This is a genomic window from Zemynaea arenosa (genome assembly GCF_004614185.1).
Classification (GTDB): Bacteria; Pseudomonadota; Gammaproteobacteria; order Burkholderiales; family Burkholderiaceae_D; genus Telluria; species Telluria arenosa.
Genome location: NZ_SPVF01000160.1, coordinates 1 through 16,711 on the forward strand (window position 1 = coordinate 1; position 16,711 = coordinate 16,711).

The 16,711-nt window shown below is 65.6% G+C and carries 11 protein-coding genes; 2 read left to right on the forward strand and 9 right to left on the reverse strand.

Annotated features, from left to right (window positions below):
* Nucleotides 1–61: 61 nt before the first annotated feature.
* Together lptG and lptF are read right to left on the reverse strand one after the other, a co-directional pair.
* Nucleotides 62–1,228, reverse strand: coding sequence for an LPS export ABC transporter permease LptG (gene lptG, locus E4L96_RS12875; protein ID WP_135207631.1), 1,167 nt, complete (start codon nt 1,226–1,228; stop codon nt 62–64).
* Nucleotides 1,225–2,361: an LPS export ABC transporter permease LptF gene (gene lptF / locus E4L96_RS12880; protein WP_135207632.1), complete on the reverse strand. Its 1,137-nt coding sequence runs from the start codon at nt 2,359–2,361 to the stop codon at nt 1,225–1,227. The genes lptG and lptF overlap by 4 nt, the downstream gene beginning before the upstream one ends.
* A 59-nt stretch (nt 2,362–2,420) precedes the next feature.
* On the opposite strand from lptF, the gene E4L96_RS12885 reads away from it, so the two are divergent.
* Nucleotides 2,421–3,917 (forward strand): leucyl aminopeptidase, encoded by a 1,497-nt coding sequence (locus E4L96_RS12885; protein ID WP_135207633.1) that lies wholly within the window; start codon nt 2,421–2,423, stop codon nt 3,915–3,917.
* Nucleotides 3,918–4,010: 93 nt separating this feature from the next.
* Here the strand turns inward: E4L96_RS12885 and E4L96_RS12890 are convergent, their stop codons facing one another.
* The 7 genes from E4L96_RS12890 to prpB form a co-directional block, all read right to left on the reverse strand.
* Nucleotides 4,011–4,472 carry a hypothetical protein gene (locus E4L96_RS12890; RefSeq protein ID WP_181017612.1) on the reverse strand — a complete coding sequence of 154 codons (462 nt, stop codon included), beginning with the start codon at nt 4,470–4,472 and terminating at the stop codon, nt 4,011–4,013.
* Nucleotides 4,473–4,594: 122 nt separating this feature from the next.
* Nucleotides 4,595–4,954 carry a phiTE_015 family protein gene (locus E4L96_RS12895; protein WP_135207634.1) on the reverse strand — a complete coding sequence of 120 codons (360 nt, stop codon included), beginning with the start codon at nt 4,952–4,954 and terminating at the stop codon, nt 4,595–4,597.
* Between the two features lie 354 nt (nt 4,955–5,308).
* A complete protein-coding gene (locus tag E4L96_RS12900) occupies nt 5,309–8,929 on the reverse strand; it encodes a sensor domain-containing protein (RefSeq protein ID WP_135207635.1) in 3,621 nt (1,206 codons plus the stop codon).
* A 165-nt stretch (nt 8,930–9,094) separates the two neighbouring features.
* Nucleotides 9,095–10,285, reverse strand: a complete 1,191-nt coding sequence (gene prpF / locus E4L96_RS12905) for a 2-methylaconitate cis-trans isomerase PrpF (RefSeq protein WP_135207636.1) — start codon at nt 10,283–10,285, stop codon at nt 9,095–9,097.
* 2 nt (nt 10,286–10,287) lie between these two features.
* Nucleotides 10,288–12,888 (reverse strand): Fe/S-dependent 2-methylisocitrate dehydratase AcnD, encoded by a 2,601-nt coding sequence (gene acnD, locus E4L96_RS12910; protein WP_135207637.1) that lies wholly within the window; start codon nt 12,886–12,888, stop codon nt 10,288–10,290.
* Between the two features lie 14 nt (nt 12,889–12,902).
* Complete coding sequence (prpC, locus tag E4L96_RS12915; protein ID WP_135207638.1) at nt 12,903–14,078, reverse strand: bifunctional 2-methylcitrate synthase/citrate synthase; 1,176 nt, start codon at nt 14,076–14,078, stop codon at nt 12,903–12,905.
* A gap of 23 nt (nt 14,079–14,101) precedes the next feature.
* A complete protein-coding gene (gene prpB, locus E4L96_RS12920) occupies nt 14,102–14,989 on the reverse strand; it encodes a methylisocitrate lyase (protein WP_135207639.1) in 888 nt (295 codons plus the stop codon).
* A gap of 170 nt (nt 14,990–15,159) precedes the next feature.
* On the opposite strand from prpB, the gene prpR reads away from it, so the two are divergent.
* On the forward strand, nt 15,160–16,711 hold a 1,552-nt coding region (gene prpR, locus E4L96_RS12925; RefSeq protein WP_135207640.1), incomplete at its 3' end, for a propionate catabolism operon regulatory protein PrpR.

Genomic DNA, 16,711 nt, shown 5'->3' on the forward strand with positions numbered 1-16,711 from the left:
AGTGCACGCCGGCCGGCGCCCGCTGGAGGCGCCGCCAGTGCCGGGGTCTGGCCCGTGCCCATCAATGCCTCTCCACCCACCACAGGGCGCCGAAGGCCAGCAGCGAGAACAGCGCGCTCGGCGCAATCGCAGTCAGGAACGCGGGCCACGTCGACAGCAGACCCAGATGCGAGAACAGCGTATTAATCAGCATGAAGGACACGCCGATCATGATGCCTATGAAGATCTTGAGGCTCACCCCACCCGCGCGCGAATGCAGGTATCCGAACGGCAGCGCCAGCGCCATGAGCACGAAAATCGCCAGCGGGTCGATCAGCTTCTTCCAGAATGCGATCTTGAAGCGCTCCGTCTCCTGCTTGTTCTCGGCCAGGTGCTTGGTGTACACCGCCAGCTCATTGGCCGACATGCGGTCCGGGTCGGAGCTCGACACCGACAGGATCTTGGGCGTGATCTCGGAGATCAGCTGGCGGCTGGCCAGCTTTTCGGTGCCCACCATGCTGGTCTCCTGCCCGAACTGCGGCAGCGAAGGCTGGCCCGCTTCCGGCAGCTGCTGGGAATTCGTGAAGCGCGTCTCGGTGACATCGACCAGCCGCCACGTGTTATCGCCCTGGAAGGTCGCGCGCTTGGCCGTCGTCAGCGAGCGCAGACGATAGGCCGTGTCAAACTCGTAGATCTTGACGTCGGTGAGCGCTCCGTCGGCTGCGATCTGCCGCACGTTGAAGAAGCGCGTCCCCGTCACGTCCCCGCTCATCCCATTGGCCCGCACCACGTCCTTGGTCCACATGCCGGACTTGAACTCCTGCGATACAGCGCCCCCGCGCACCGCCAGCTTGACCTTCTCAGCCAGCGGCGTGGTGCGCGGCGTGATCAGCTCTCCGAACACGAAGGTCGCCACCACGAACACGATGCCGATTTTGAGCACCATGCGCGTCACCATCGATGTGCTCATGCTCGACGCGCGCATGATGGTGAATTCGGACGTCGACGCAAACTGCGCCATCGCGTAGATGGTGCCGATCAGCGCCGCCACCGGCATCGCCTCGTACACATGGCCGGGCACCAGCAGCAGCACGTAAAGCAGCGCGTGCTGGAACAGGTAGCCGTCCTTGCCGACCTGGCGCAGCTCGGAGGTCAGGTCCATGAAGGCCGTCAGCGCCAGCAGCGCGACCAGCACGAACACGGTGGCCTGGATGATCGAGACCGCAAAATACTTCTGCAGGATCTTCACGCCGCATCCTCCTGCAGTTGCGGCGTGCCGCGCCGCTTGAAGCGCGAGATCACGGCCAGCGGGTGATAGCGGTTGTTCACGTTGAGGCGCCACGCGAACAGGCCGATCACGCACAGCAGCGCCACCGCGTGCAGCGGCCACCAGCCCAGCGCGAACGGAAGGCGGCCTTGCTTGACGCTGCCCTCCGCCACCTTGATCAGGTTCGTGTAGGTGAAGAAGATCAGCAGCGCGAGAATCAGGTTGGCCGAGCTGCCCGCGCGCGGATTCACGAAGCCCAGCGGAATGGCCAGCAGCACCAGCATCAAACAGGTGATCGGCGGCGCGATCCGCCACAGCAGCTCCGCGCGGGTAGCAGGGGTCGGGTTGGCGATCAGTGCCATGGTAGGCATCGCGGCCTCCGCCTGGTCCACGCCCGTCACCGGTGTCTTGGAGGCCACGCGCATCGAATAGCGCTCGAACTCCATCGACTGGAAGTCCGCGCGGCCAGGCTCGCCCTGGTAGCGGCGGCCGTTCTTCAGTACCAGGAAGCGGCCGCCCTGCTTGTCCTGCTCGATCACGCCTTCCTTGGCCACGACCACGGTGTTGCGGCCGTTTTCCACGGTATTCACGAATACGTTCTGCACGATGGCCGACTGCCCTTCCACGCCTTCCACGAAGAAGATGCGGTTGGACGAGGCGGATTCCTTGAACTGGCCCGGCGAGACCTTCTGCAGGTCCTCGCGCTTTTCGAAGCGGGCCGTATATTCGTCGCTCTGCTGGCGCGCCCACGGCGTGCCCACGAAGCTGAGGAAGCCCGCCAGGATTACCAGCGGTATGCCGAACGACAGCACGGGCGGAATCCAGCGCAGCAGCGACTGGCCGGAGGCAAACCACACCACCATCTCGGAATCGCGGTAGGTCCGCGTGAGCACCATGAGCACCGAGATGAAGGCGGTCAGGATGATGATCGTCGGGAGATAGAACAGCGCGTTGAAGGCGATGAGTGCGACCACGTCGTCCGGCGCCACCTTGCCCCCGGCCGCGCGGCCAAGAATGGCGATCAGCGACCAGGTGACAAAGATGGAGAAGAGGACCGTGAAGGTCGCCCCGGCCGCCGCGATGAGCTCACGTCGAAGGGCGCGTTGAAAGATCATTGAAAAGCTATAATGAGTGGTTAGGCAATGCGCCGCACAAACTAGGAACGGAGATCCAAATGGACTTTAGCATAAAAGCATTCGATACAAAAAACACCATCCAGGGCGCGAAAACCGGCTGCATCGCAGTGGGCGTCTTCGAGAACAAGAAGCTGTCGGCGCAGGCGAAAGCGCTCGACCAGGGCGGTGAAATCACGGCGGCACTGAAGGCAGGCGACATCTCGGGCAAACCGGGTTCCACCCTGCTGCTGCGTGGCGTATCGAAAGCTGGTGCTGAACGCGTGCTGCTGGTCGGCCTGGGTGCCGACGAAGCGGTCGGCGAAAAGGCCTTCTTGTCCGGCGTGAACGCGGTGATGAAGGCGTTCGGCCAGATCGGCGCGGCGGACGGCATTATCGCACTGCCCATGGAAAACCTGAAAGAGCGCGACGTGAACTGGGCGATCCGCGCCTGCGTCATCGCCGGCCACGAGGCTGTGTTCCGCACCGACGCGCAGAAGTCCAAGAAGGATCCGGCGCCGCAGGGCGTCAAGAAGGTCATGCTGGCGGTGCCTAACACCGCGGCCACCAAGCTCGCACTGGCACAGGCCGAAGCCATCGCCAACGGCATGGACCTGACCAAGGAACTGGGCAACCTGTCCGCCAACGTCTGCACGCCGACGTACCTGGCCGATACCGCCAAGCGCCTGGGCAAGGAGTTCGGCTTCGAGGTGGAAGTCCTGGAGCGCAAGCAGATGGAAGCGCTGAAAATGGGCTCGCTGCTGTCCGTGACCAACGGCTCGGAGCAGCCGCCGAAGTTCATCGTCATCAAGCACAAGGGCGGCAAGCCGAAAGACGCGCCGGTGGTCCTGGTCGGCAAGGGCATCACCTTCGACACGGGCGGCATCTCGATCAAGCCGGGTGCCAACATGGACGAGATGAAGTACGACATGTGTGGCGCGGGCTCGGTGCTGGGCACCTTCCGCGCGATCGGCGAGATGGGGCTGAAGCTCAACGTGATCGGCATCGTGGCGGCGTGCGAGAACATGCCGAGCGGCCGCGCGACCAAGCCGGGCGACATCGTCACCTCCATGAACGGCCTGACCATCGAGATCCTGAATACGGACGCCGAGGGCCGCCTGATTCTGTGCGACGCGCTGACCTATGCGGAGCGCTTCAACCCGGCCGCGGTGGTCGATATCGCGACCCTGACCGGGGCCTGCATCGTGGCGCTGGGCCATCACAACTCCGGCCTGTTCACGCGCGAGGACGACCAGCACGAGGCGCTGGCCAATGAACTCCTGGCCGCGGGCAAGCAGGCCAACGACACGGCGTGGCGCCTGCCGGTGCAGGACATCTATAACGAGCAGCTGAAGTCCAACTTCGCGGACCTGGCCAATATCGGCACGCCGGGCGGCGCGTCGGTGACGGCGGCCTGCTTCCTGGAGAACTTCACCCGCAAGTACACCTGGGCGCACCTGGATATCGCGGGCACGGCGTGGAAGTCGGGTGGTTCGAAGGGCGCGACCGGCCGCCCGGTGCCGCTGCTGGCGACCTTCCTGATGAATCGCGCCAGGTAAGCGGTCATGCCGCCCGCGGGCGGCAAGCCGCGCAATGTGATGGCCGCCTGTCTGGCGGCGCTGCGTCGATGCCGCCTGCGGGCGGCATTCTCTTTAGTAGATCTGTGTGGCGCCGCCCGATGGAGTGGCGCCATCGTCCGCCGGCTTCGGCGCGTCATGCATCAGGACCGTCAGCGTGGCGGGATAGTCGAATCCCGCGCCCGTGTTCTTGTCCACGTAATACCCCGCTCCCGCACTCACCAGCAGGTTCCCCCACAGGCCACTGGTGTTGACCTTTGAGGCCACCACGTCATGCCCGCTGGCCCCGCCCTCGCGCTTGCAGTCGACCGTCAACGGTCCCGAGTGGCGGCGGATGGTCACGCGCCCGGGCGCATTGACGAACCAGCGGCCCGCCTGGTTGGTGAGGATGCAGCCGACGTTGGCCACCTCGCGGTTGTCGAGGATGGTCTGGACGAGGACCGTCTGGTCGGTGGAATCGGTGAGCGTTGCGCAGCCGGTCAGTGAACCCGACACGGTGGCAGAGGCAAACAACAGGGGGAAGAGCAAACGGCGCATGGCGGTCTTGGGGAAGTCAGTCCTGCCGATTGTAACGGCAGGAGACGCCAGCACATGAATTTTTGGAGGTGACGGCGCCGCCGCGCACGCGTGGACGTGCGCCGCTGCGGCACCGGGGCCGCTCAGGACTGGTCTTCGGCCAGTGCCTTCTGCTTTTTCTTCAGGCTTTGAATGACCTTGACGATCCCGTCGAGACCCGCGCTGTCATCCAGCTCGCTGAAGGCATCCAGCACCTCGTTCAGCACGCGGTTGCGCACGGAGGCTTCGTCCGGCTGCAGCGTCTTCTGCACGGCCGGCGCGTCGTCCTTCGGCTTGACCGGTGCTTTGGGCGCAGCGGCGGCGGCCTTGCCGTGCGCCAGCGCGGCTTGCCAGATCACCCAGCGGCGCTGGGTCTCGAAGACCAGGTATTCGTCAGGCTTGTCTTCGCGCCGGCGGGTGATATGGCCGTCGCGTTGTGCCCACGCTTCAAATGCTTCGCGCATTTTTATCCTTTAACAAATGCTGTTATCGCACTTCAATCACTTTGTTGTGCAAGCACTATTGCCAACCCGACAAATAATAACATGGGTGCAGGCATTTCATGTTAGCTCAACCGTTAATATTCTTCAATTTTTTATTCCCTACCGGTAACAATAAAAGATTCGGCGCGGCTTGTCGCTACATTGTTACACTTAGAAACAGATACGAGCGGTTTGACAACTGTTTGCCAGCACTTATTGTTGAGATAGCTCAATGTTCGAATTCGCAGGTGTTGCGAAAAACACAAAAAGGTGTACTTTTGCCCTCATATTCCCGCGTTCGATGTGTTGCGTGCGTGCAAATTGATGAGCGCAGGATCAAGCCGGCCGGTGCAAAAGCTCCACGACGGCGTCGGCCGGGATCGGTTCTGAGAAGAGATAGCCCTGCACCAAGTGGCAGCCGCGGGCGCGCAGCTCATTGAACTGCCCTTCCGTTTCCACCCCTTCCGCCACCACTTCCAGCTCCAGGCTGCTTGACAGCGCGACAATGGCGTCGACGATGGCGCGGTCCTCGGCACTGTCTTCCAGCTCGCGCACGAAGGCGCGGTCGATCTTGATCTTCGCGACCGGGAAGCGCTTCAGGTAGGCCAGGCTGGAATAGCCAGTGCCGAAATCGTCGATCGACAGGCGGATGCCCATCGCATCGATCCGGTCCAGCACCGCGAGCGTCTGTTCGCCGTGCTGCATGATGGCGGTCTCGGTGATCTCGAATTCCAGCAGCGCGGGCGGCACGCCGGTGTCCGCGATGATGGCCTCGATGGCATCGACCAGGCCGCGGTGCATGAACTGGCGCGCCGACAGGTTGATCGCCAGCGGCACCACCGCCCGCCCCGCGCGCTGCCACTGCACGATCTGTTCGCAGGCGGTGCGGATCACCCATTCGCCGACCGGCACGATCTGCCCATTCTCCTCCAGGATGGGGATGAACTGGTCCGGCAGCGCAATGCCGTCGTGCGGGCGCCGCCAGCGCAGCAGCACCTCCAGCGCGCGCACGCGGCGCGTGCCGATGTCCACGATCGGCTGGTAGAACAGCTCGAACTCCTTGCGCACCAGGGCGCTGCGCAGGTTCGACTCAGTCTCGAAGTGCTGGGCTGCCGCCACGTTCAGGCGGTGGTTAAAGAACTGGTAGTTATTCCGGCCACTGGCCTTGGCGTGGTACATCGCGGCGTCGGCATGGCGCATCAGGGTCTCGACGTCGGCCCCATCGTCCGGGCAGACGCAGATGCCGATCGACGGTGTGATGTGCAGCATGCGGCCTTCGAGCGGGAACGGCGCGGCCAGTGCGTCGATGATCTTCTCGGCGACGTGCGCGCATTCGTCGATGGCGCGGATGCCCGGCACCAGCACCACGAACTCGTCGCCACCCAGGCGCGCCACGGTGTCGCTCGCGCGCACGGCGCGGCACAAGCGGCTGGCCACTTCCTTCAGCAGCTGGTCGCCCATGTGGTGGCCCAGCGAATCATTGATGGTCTTGAAGCGGTCCAGGTCCAGGAACATCACCGCCAGCTTGCGGTCGGAACGCTGCACGGCCAGAAAGGCGCGGTCCAGCCGGTCCGCCAGCAGCGCGCGGTTCGGCAAGCCGGTGAGGTTGTCGTGGTAGGCCATGTGGTGGACGCGCGCCTCGGCCTGGCGGCGCTCCACGATCTCCGCCTGCAGCTGGGCATTGGCGCCCGCCAGTTCGGCGGTACGCTCGGCCACGCGCAGTTCCAGCTCGTCGCGCGCGCGGCGGATCGCCTCTTCCGCCTCGCGGCGCTGGGTCACGTCATCGACCAGCCATACGCTGCGCCCGCGCGGCTGCGACAGGTCGAACGGGCGGCCGGACAGGCGCGCCCAGAAGCGCGAGCCGTCCTTGCGCACCAGCTCGAACTCGCTCATGCTGATCTGGCCTGCGTTGAAGTTGGCCAGCACCTCTTCGCGCGCGGCCTTCCAGGTCGCCTCGTCCGCGTACAGCGCGCGCACCGGCAGGCCCGGGATCTCGCCCGGACCGTAGCCGAACAGCTCCTCCATCTTGGCGTTGCAGCGCAGGTTGCGGCCGTGCTCCACCACCGAAATCCCCAGCACCGCAGAGTCCAGGATGGCCTGGTTCTCCATCAGCGCATTGCGCAGCGATTCCTCGGCGCGCTTGGCTTCCGTGCGGTCTTCGATCATCCAGATCACGCCCTGCGCCGGGTCCTCCGGATTGACCACGTAGCCGATCAGCTGCGCCCACAGGCGCGAGCCGTCCTTGCGCATCATCTCGGTCTCGGTCTGGAACGGCTTGCCCTGCGCGACCAGAGGACGGGCGACGCTGCGCACGGCGTGGTAGGCCTCCTCGGACGGGAACAGCGCGTCGCCGGGCAAGCCCAGGCCATCGGTCTCGCCGTAGCCGAACATCTCTGCGAAGCCGCGGTTGTAGCGCGTGATGTGGCGGTGGCGGGTGAACAGGATACTGACCGAGGCGTTGGTCATGATGGCCTGCACCTCGCCCAGCATGCGGCGCGCGTCGGTGACGTCTTCCACGATCCAGATCGCGCCTTCGCGCGGCTGCTCAGGATCGATCGACTTGGCCCGCACGCGGGCCCAGAACAGGGAGCCGTCCTTGCGCTTGAACTGGTACTCGTGGCGTTCGAACAGGCCGCCCGCGGACAGCACCGGAATCGCCGCTTCGGCGATGGCGTCGTATTCGGACTCGCGCTGGAACAGCATCTTCGAGTGCTGGCCCCACATCTCGTCCCGCGCGTAGCCGAACATCTCGGCCATGCGCGGGTTCAGGGTGATCATCTGCCCGTGCGCCGAGAACATGATGCCGACCGAGGCATTGTCGAGGATCGCGGTCTGGCGCATCACCACCTGGCGCATTGCCTCCTCGCGCTGCTTCTGCTCCGTGCGGTCGGCCAGGATCCAGATCGTGTCCTGGGCCTCGCGCTCGGGGTTGATGGCATAGACGAAGGCATGGACCCAGAACACCGAGCCGTCGCGACGGCGCGCTTCCATCTCGATCTCATACGGGAGGCCCTGCATCAGGCGCGGAATGGCTTCCTTCAGCACGGCCCTGTAGGCGGCTTCGGTCGGGAACATCTCGCGCGCGGTGCTGCCCACGCCCGAGTCGCCCTCGATGCCGAAGAACTGCGCGAACTGGTGGTTGTAGTGCTGGACGCGCGTCTCGCGGAAGAAGCCGATGGCCACAGGCGCGTTGTCCATGATGGCCTTCATCTCCAGCATCGCGCGGCGCAGCTGGTCCTGGTCGCGGTGGTGCTCGTCGATGTCCTCGGCGATCCAGATGGTGCCGAGGCCCGAGTTCTCGGTATCGATGGCGCGGCCATTCAGGCGGCACCACACGAGCGAGCCGTCGCGGCGCTTGAGCTGCAGTTCGGTGGTGTAGGCGGCGCCGGAGGCCAGCGGCGGCGAGGCGGCGCGGCTCAGGTCTTCGAACGCTTCGGTCGACGGGAACACGGCGGCGCTGTCCAGGCCCACCAGTTCCGCGGGCGCGTAGCCGAGCATCGCGGCCATGCGCAGGTTGCACTCGCGGACCACGCGGGCGCGGATGAACAGGATGCCGACGGCGGCGTTGTCGAGGATCGCGCGCTGCTCCATCAGCGTGGTGTGCAGGGCGTCGCGGTCGCGCTGGTAGCGGCGCACGTCAGTGAACACCAGGGTCAGGCCGGCCAGGCCTTCGGCGGCGGGAAGCGGCTTGGTGGCCACCGAGACCGGGATGTGTTCGGAGGCGGTTTGCAGGGTCGCGTCCCAGCGCTGGCTGGAGCTCAGGCTGGCCTGCAGCTGGTCCGGCGTGGCGCCGGTGATGAGGGCGGACAGGTCGGCCTCTTCGGGATCGTAGCCGAGCAGCGTTGTGAGCTCCGCATTCGCGGCCAGCAGCACCCCGGCCGGATCGCACGCGCAGGCCGGCAGCCCGATCAGCTCCAACACCGCTGCCACGGCGCCATTGCCCCGAATTCCGTTCATCTCCCCGTCTCGCTTTTGTGTATCAAGCGATCATAGCGTAATTGCTACGCCCAGCCGCTGAATTGTTGAACAAAAGGGCAAGAAATGTTTCGGATCGGATACAGAAACTGAAGGCCGCGCCGCCCGGCCGCGGCATCTGCCGGGCCGGGCGTACCACGCGGCTTCTCAGAACGCGTCGCCGGGGACGCGGACCCAGCCTTCCATGAGCACGCGGGCGCTGCGGCTCATGGCGGCTTTGGTGACGGTCCATTCGCCGTTGACCTGCCTGGCCTCGGCACCGACGCGCAAGGTGCCGGAGGGGTGGCCAAAGCGGACGGCTTCGCGTTCACCGCCACCTGCGGCCAGGTTCACCAGCGTGCCTGGGATGGCGGCGGCAGTGCCGATGGCGACGGCGGCGGTGCCCATCATGGCGTGGTGCAGCTTGCCCATGGAGAGCGCGCGCACCAGCAGGTCGATGTCGGCAGCCTCCACCCGCTTCCCGCTCGATGCCGTGTACGACTGCGGCTTGGCGACAAAGGCAATCTTCGGCGTGTGCTGCCGCTTGGCCGCTTCGTCGAGGGTCTTGATGAGGCCCATCTTCATCGCACCATGCGCGCGGATGGTCTCGACGCGGCCCAGCGCGTGGGTGTCGCCGTTGATCGCATCCTGCAGCTCGGTGCCCGTGTACCCGATGTCTTCGGCGTTCACGAAGATAGTCGGGATGCCGGCGTTGATCATGGTGGCCTTGAACGTGCCAATGCCGGGCACCTCCAGGTCATCGACCAGCTGCCCGGTCGGGAACATCGCGCCGCCCCCGCCCTCTTCTTCCGCCGCCGGGTCCATGAACTCGAGCTGCACTTCGGCCGCCGGGAAGGTCACGCCATCGAGCTCGAAGTCGCCGGTCTCCTGCACCTCGCCATTCGTCATCGGCACGTGCGCGATGATGGTCTTGGCGATGTTGGCCTGCCAGATGCGGACCACCGCCATGCCATCCTTCGGCACGCGGGCCGCGTCCACGAGGCCAGACGCAATCGCGAACGAACCGACCGCCGACGACAGGTTGCCGCAGTTGCCGCTCCAGTCCACGAAGGCCTTGTCGATCGAGACCTGGCCGAACAGGTAGTCCACGTCGTGGTCCGCGCGGGTGGACTTGGACACGATCACCGTCTTGCTGGTGCTCGAGGTGGCGCCGCCCATGCCATCGATCTGCTTGCCGTACGGGTCCGGGCTGCCGATCACGCGCAGCAGCAGCTTGTCGCGCGCCTCGCCCGGGACCTGCGCGCGTTCCGGCAGGTCCTGCAGGCGGAAGAACACACCCTTGCTGGTCCCGCCACGCATGTAGGTGGCGGGGATCTTGATTTGCGGTGCGTGCGCCATCCTTATGCCGCCTTCTTCGACGAAGATGCCAGGAAGTCCTGCGCAAAGCGTTGCAGCACGCCACCCGCTTCGTAGATCGAGACTTCTTCGGCCGTATCGAGACGGCAGGTCACCGGAACCTCGACACTCTCGCCGTTCTTGCGATGGATGACCAGCATGAGGTCCGCGCGCGGCGTACGCTCGCCCAGCACATCGAAGGTCTCGGTGCCGTCGATGCCCAGCGTGAGGCGATTGGTGCCCGGCTTGAACTCCAGCGGCAGCACGCCCATGCCCACCAGGTTCTGGCGGTGGATGCGCTCGAAGCCTTCGGCCACGATCGCCTGCACGCCAGCCAGACGCACGCCCTTGGCCGCCCAGTCGCGCGACGAGCCCTGGCCGTAGTCGGCACCGGCGATGACGATCAACGGCTGCTCGCGTTCCATGTATGTCTCGATGGCTTCCCACATGCGCATGACCTTCCCTTCCGGCTCCACGCGCGCCAGCGAGCCGGCTTTCACCTTGCCGTCTTCGACGACCATCTCGTTCTTCAAAGTCGGGTTGGCGAAGGTCGCGCGCTGCGCGGTCAGGTGGTCACCGCGGTGGGTCGCGTAGGAGTTGAAGTCCTCTTCCGGCAGGCCCATTTTGGCGAGGTATTCACCGGCCGCGCTGTCCGCCAGGATGGCGTTGGACGGCGACAGGTGGTCGGTGGTGATGTTGTCACCGAGGACCGCCAGCGGACGCATGCCGCGCAGCGTGCGCTCGCCCGCCAGCGCGCCTTCCCAGTACGGGGGACGGCGGATGTAGGTCGATTGCGGGCGCCAGTCGTACAGCGGCTCGACGCGGGTACCGTCGTCTACGCGCAGTGCGAACATCGGCGTGTACACATTGCGGAACTGCTCCGGCTTCACGCTCTTTTCGATCAAGGCGTCGATCTCTTCGTCGCTCGGCCACAGGTCCTTCAGCGTCACCGGCTGGCCGTTGGCATCAAGGCCCAGCACGTCCTTCTCGATGTCGAAGCGGATGGTGCCCGCGATAGCGTAGGCCACCACCAGCGGCGGCGAGGCCAGGAAGGCCTGCTTGGCGTAGGGGTGGATGCGGCCGTCGAAGTTGCGGTTGCCCGAGAGGACGGCGGTCGCGTACAGGTCACGCTCCACGATCTCTTTCTGGATGACCGGATCGAGCGCGCCCGACATGCCGTTGCACGAGGTGCAGGCGTAGGCGACTACGCCGAAGCCCAGCTTTTCCAAGTCCGGCAGCAGACCCGCTTCCTCGAGGTACAGGGTCACTGCTTTGGAGCCCGGCGCCAGCGAAGTCTTGACCCAGGGTTTGCGCACCAGACCGCGCTGCACGGCATTGCGCGCCAGCAGACCGGCGGCAATCATGTTGCGCGGGTTGTTGGTGTTGGTGCAGCTGGTGATGGCGGCGATGATCACCGCGCCATCCGGCATCAGCCCTGGCTCGTTCTCGACCTTGCCCGCGATGCCGCGTGCGGCCAGTTCGGAGGTCGGCACGCGCTTGTGCGGATTGGACGGGCCGGCGATGTTACGGACCACGGAGGACAGATCGAACGTCAGGACACGCTCGTATTCGACCTTACCGAGCGAATCCGACCACAGGCCGGTTTCCTTCGCATAGATCTCAACCAGCTTCACCAGCTCGTCGTCGCGGCCGGTCAGCTTGAGGTACTTGATGGTCTGCTCGTCGATGGAGAACATCGCGGCGGTGGCGCCGAATTCCGGGGCCATGTTGGAGATGGTCGCGCGGTCGCCCAGCGTGAGGGCGCGCGCGCCTTCGCCATAGAACTCAAGGTAGGCCGAGACCACCTTCTCCTTGCGCAGGAATTCGGTCAGCGCCAGCACCGTGTCGGTGGCGGTGATGCCCGGCTGCGGCTTGCCGGTCAGCTCGACGCCGACGATGTCCGGAAGGCGCATCCACGATGCGCGGCCCAGCATCACGGTCTCCGCTTCGAGGCCGCCGACGCCGATGGCGATCACGCCCAGCGCGTCGACCATCGGGGTGTGCGAGTCGGTGCCGACCAGCGTGTCCGGGTAGGCCACGCCATCGCTCACCTGCACCACCGGCGACATGCGCTCCAGGTTAATCTGGTGGAGGATGCCGTTCCCCGGCGGGATCACGTCCACGTTGCGGAAGGCGTGCTTGGTCCAGTCGATGAAGTGGAAGCGGTCTTCGTTGCGGCGGTCCTCGATGGCGCGGTTCTTCGCGAAGGCATCGGGATCGAAGCCGCCGCATTCCACCGCCAGCGAGTGGTCGACCACCAGCTGGGTCGGGACGACCGGGTTGACGAGGGACGGGTCACCGCCTTGCGAGGCGATCGCATCGCGCAGGCCGGCCAGGTCCACCAGGGCGGTCTGGCCGAGGATGTCGTGGCAGACCACACGGGCCGGGAACCACGGGAAATCCAGGTCGCGCTTGCGCTCGATGAGCTGCTTGAGCGAGGCGTTCAGCGCCATCGGCTCGCAGCGGCGGACCAGGTTCTCGGCCAGCACGCGCGAGGTGTACGGCAGGGTGTCCCAGGCGCCGGGCGTGATCGCTTCGACCGCTTCGCGCGCGTCGAAGTAATCGAGCTGCGTGCCCGGCAGCTGCTTACGGAAATTGGTGTTCATTTTGAGTCTCTAAATTACTTGCGCTTCGAGATCGGCACGAACTCCAGGTCTTCCGGACCCACGTAGTTCGCGCTCGGGCGAATGATCTTGTTGTCGATGCGCTGCTCGATGATGTGCGCGGCCCAGCCGGACGTGCGCGAAATGACGAACAACGGCGTGAACATCGCGGTCGGCACGCCCATCATGTGGTAGGAGACGGCCGAGAACCAGTCCAGGTTCGGGAACATCTTCTTCACTTCCCACATCACGGACTCCAGGCGCTCGGCGATGTCGAACATCTTCATCGAACCGGCTTCCTTGGACAGCGAGCGCGCCACTTCCTTGATGACTTTGTTGCGCGGGTCCGAGATGGTGTAGACCGGGTGGCCGAAGCCGATCACGACTTCCTTGTTGGCGACGCGGTTGCGGATGTCGGCTTCCGCTTCGTCGGCGCTTTCGTAGCGCTTCTGGATTTCGAAGGCCACTTCGTTGGCGCCGCCGTGCTTCGGGCCGCGCAGTGCGCCGATCGCGCCGGTGACGGCGGAGTGGATGTCCGAACCCGTGCCCGCGATGACGCGCGCGGTGAAGGTGGAGGCGTTGAACTCGTGCTCTGCGTAGAGGATCAGCGAGGTGTGCATCGCCTTTTCCCACGACTTGGGCGGCTTCACGCCGTGCAGCAGGTGCAGGAAGTGACCGCCGATGGAATCGTCGTCGGTTTCGGTTTCGATGCGGCGGCCGTTGTGGCTGAAGTGGTACCAGTACAGCAGCATGGAGCCGAGGGAGGCCATCAGGCGGTCCGCGATGTCGCGCGCGCCGGGGATGTTGTGGTCGTCCTTTTCCGGCAGCGCGCAGCCGAGGGCCGAGACGCCGGTGCGCATCACGTCCATCGGGTGGGCGTTGGCGGGCAGCGCCTCCAGCGCCAGCTTGACGGCGACCGGCAGGCCGCGCAGGGAGCGCAGCTTGGCCTTGTAGCCCTTCAGTTCCGCCACGGTGGGCAGCTTGCCGTGCACGAGCAGATACGCGATTTCTTCGAACTCGCACTGGTCGGCCACGTCCAGGATGTCGTAGCCGCGATAGTGCAGGTCGTTGCCGCTCTTGCCGACGGAGCAGAGCGCGGTGTTACCGGCGGCGACGCCCGACAGGGCGACCGATTTCTTCGGCTTGAATGCGGGGGCTGCGGTTTCAGTGGTGGTGTTGGTGGTGTCGCTCATTGTCTGGGTCTCCTGGATGCGATTTATTTTTTCTGGGCGGCGAACAGCGCGTCGAGCTTCTGCTCGTAGCTGTGGTAGTCGATGCGGTCGTACAGCTCCATGCGGGTCTGCATGGTGTCGAGGACGTTCTTCTGGGTGCCGTCGCGGCGGATCGCGCCGTAGACGTTTTCCGCGGCCTTGTTCATGGCACGGAAGGCGGACAGCGGGTACAGCACCAGGCCGACCTTGGCGCTGGCCAGTTCTTCGACCGTGAACAGCGGGGTGGAGCCAAATTCGGTGATGTTCGCCAGGACCGGGACCTTCACCGCGTCCACGAACTTCGCATACATATCGAGGCTCGTCATCGCTTCAGGGAAGATCATGTCCGCGCCGGCTTCCACGCAGGCCACGGCGCGCTCGATGGCGGCGTCCAGGCCTTCGACGGCCAGCGCGTCGGTGCGGGCCATGATGACGAAGTTCTCGTCGGTGCGCGCGTCGGCGGCGGCCTTGATGCGGTCGACCATTTCGGCCTTGGAGACGATCTCCTTGCCCGGACGATGGCCGCAGCGCTTGGCGCCGACCTGGTCTTCGATATGGCAAGCGGCGGCGCCGAACTTGATCATGGACTTGACGGTGCGCGCGACGTTGAAGGCGGAGGCGCCGAAGCCGGTGTCCACGTCCACCAGCAGCGGCAGGTCGCACACGTCGGTGATGCGGCGCACGTCGGTCAGCACGTCATCGAGGTTGGAGATACCGAGGTCCGGCAGGCCGAGCGAGCCCGCGGCGACACCGCCGCCGGACAGGTAGATGGCCTTGAAGCCGGCGCGTTTGGCGAGCAGCGCGTGGTTGGCGTTGATGGCGCCGACGACCTGCAACGGGGATTCTTCCTGCACGGCCTTGCGGAAGGCGGCGCCTGCTGAGTGGAGAGTCATGCGAGTCCTTTGTGTGGAACTGTGAACTTTGAAATGAATGCGGCAGCTATAGTGCAAGGGGTGTGCCAGAGGGAGCTTCCCTGTGAAATCAGGCACTTGCGGCGGGACTGCGGGCTGCCGTCGCGTTTCATGTTGCACCGTGCAACGTCACAGTGAATTATAATTGAAACATGGCTGCCCCGCTCCCCACTCCCATCGACGCCGCCGACAAGCCGGTCATCTGGACCGTGTCGGTCTCCCGGTTGTCGGACCTGTTCCGCGACATCACCCTCGAATACGACCACCTGGCCACCATCGAGCCGATTCATCTCGGCTTCGACGAGGCGGCGCGGCATATCCGCGAGCGGATGGCGACAGAGCGCTGCGATGTTGTGATTTCGGCCGGGTCGAACGCGGCCTACCTGAAGGGGCGCGTGTCGGTGCCGGTCGTGATCGCGAAGGCCTCCGGCTTCGACTACATGCAAGCGCTGGCGCGGGCGCGCAAGGTGTCGGAGCGGATCGGCGTGATCACCTATCAGGAGACGCTGCCCGAGCTGAGCGAGTTCACCCGGACCTTTGGCGTCGAGGTGGCGCAGCGGACCTACGTGACCGAAGAAGATGCACGGGCGCAGATTCATGACCTGAAGGCGGCGGGCGTGCAGGTGATTGTCGGCGCGGGATTGATCACGGACCTGGCCGAGGAAGCGGGGCTGAAAGGCGTCTTCGTGTATTCAGCGGCGTCGATCCGCCAGGCCTTCGACGATGCGCTGGAGATGGCGCGCTTGACGCAGCTGGAGGCCAATCGCCTGCGCCGCACCGGGGTGAAGGACACGCTGCGGGCCAAGCATGGACTGCACAACCTGCGCGGCGAGTCGGCGGCGATGGAGTCGCTGCGGCAGGCGGTGGTGCTGTATGCGCGCTCGCCGGCCACGGTGCTGATCCAGGGCGAGACGGGGACCGGCAAGGAGCTGGTGGCGCAGGCGATCCATCGGGAGAGCCCTCTGCATCTCGGTACGCGGCGGCCGTTCGTGGCGGTGAATTGCGGGGCAATTGCGGAGTCGCTGCTGGAGTCGGAGCTGTTCGGCTACGAGGAAGGGGCGTTCACAGGGTCGCGCCGCGGCGGGCATGCGGGCTTGTTCGAGGCGGCCGATGGCGGCACCCTGTTCCTCGACGAGATCGGGGAAATGCCGCTGGCGCTGCAGACGCGCTTGTTGCGGGTGCTGGAGGAGCGTGAGGTCGTGCGCGTGGGCGGGACGCGGCCCATTCCGGTGTCGGTAAGGGTGATCAGTGCGACGCATTGCGACCTTGAGCAGCGCGTGCGCGAGGGGCGGTTCCGGGCGGACCTCTTCTATCGGCTGGCGGTGCTGCGGGTGGCGATTCCGGCGTTGCGGGAGCGGGCCGAGGACATTGGTTCGCTGGCCGAGTGGACTTTGAAGAATGCGCTGGCGGCGATCGGGGCGCGGCCGCATCCGAACCTGTATGCGGAGCTGGCGGCGTGCCTGCCGATGCTGGCACGGTACCGCTGGCCGGGCAACGTGCGGGAGCTGCGCAATGTGATGGAGCGGCTCGCCCTCTTCCTCGCCGCCGCACCGCTGCAGGCGCTGACGCCGGCGTTCCTGCTGTCGGTCGCGCCCGAACTGGGGAGCGCGCCGCCAGCATCCAGTGCCACGGCGGCCGCCGCGCCGCACGATGAGACTCTCGAACAGGTGCTGGCGCGCTTCGGCGGGCGGCGCGACCAGGCGG

What these genes read in the sequence shown, in the direction of transcription:
- acnD (WP_135207637.1), bottom strand. Translation starts at nt 12,888, where the DNA reads ATGAACACCAATTTCCGTAAGCAGCTGCCGGGCACGCAGCTCGATTAC.
- prpC (WP_135207638.1), bottom strand. Translation starts at nt 14,078, where the DNA reads ATGAGCGACACCACCAACACCACCACTGAAACCGCAGCCCCCGCATTC.
- E4L96_RS12890 (WP_181017612.1), bottom strand. Translation starts at nt 4,472, where the DNA reads ATGCGCCGTTTGCTCTTCCCCCTGTTGTTTGCCTCTGCCACCGTGTCG.
- prpB (WP_135207639.1), bottom strand. Translation starts at nt 14,989, where the DNA reads ATGACTCTCCACTCAGCAGGCGCCGCCTTCCGCAAGGCCGTGCAGGAA.
- E4L96_RS12900 (WP_135207635.1), bottom strand. Translation starts at nt 8,929, where the DNA reads ATGAACGGAATTCGGGGCAATGGCGCCGTGGCAGCGGTGTTGGAGCTG.
- E4L96_RS12885 (WP_135207633.1), top strand. Translation starts at nt 2,421, where the DNA reads ATGGACTTTAGCATAAAAGCATTCGATACAAAAAACACCATCCAGGGC.
- lptF (WP_135207632.1), bottom strand. Translation starts at nt 2,361, where the DNA reads ATGATCTTTCAACGCGCCCTTCGACGTGAGCTCATCGCGGCGGCCGGG.
- prpF (WP_135207636.1), bottom strand. Translation starts at nt 10,285, where the DNA reads ATGGCGCACGCACCGCAAATCAAGATCCCCGCCACCTACATGCGTGGC.
- E4L96_RS12895 (WP_135207634.1), bottom strand. Translation starts at nt 4,954, where the DNA reads ATGCGCGAAGCATTTGAAGCGTGGGCACAACGCGACGGCCATATCACC.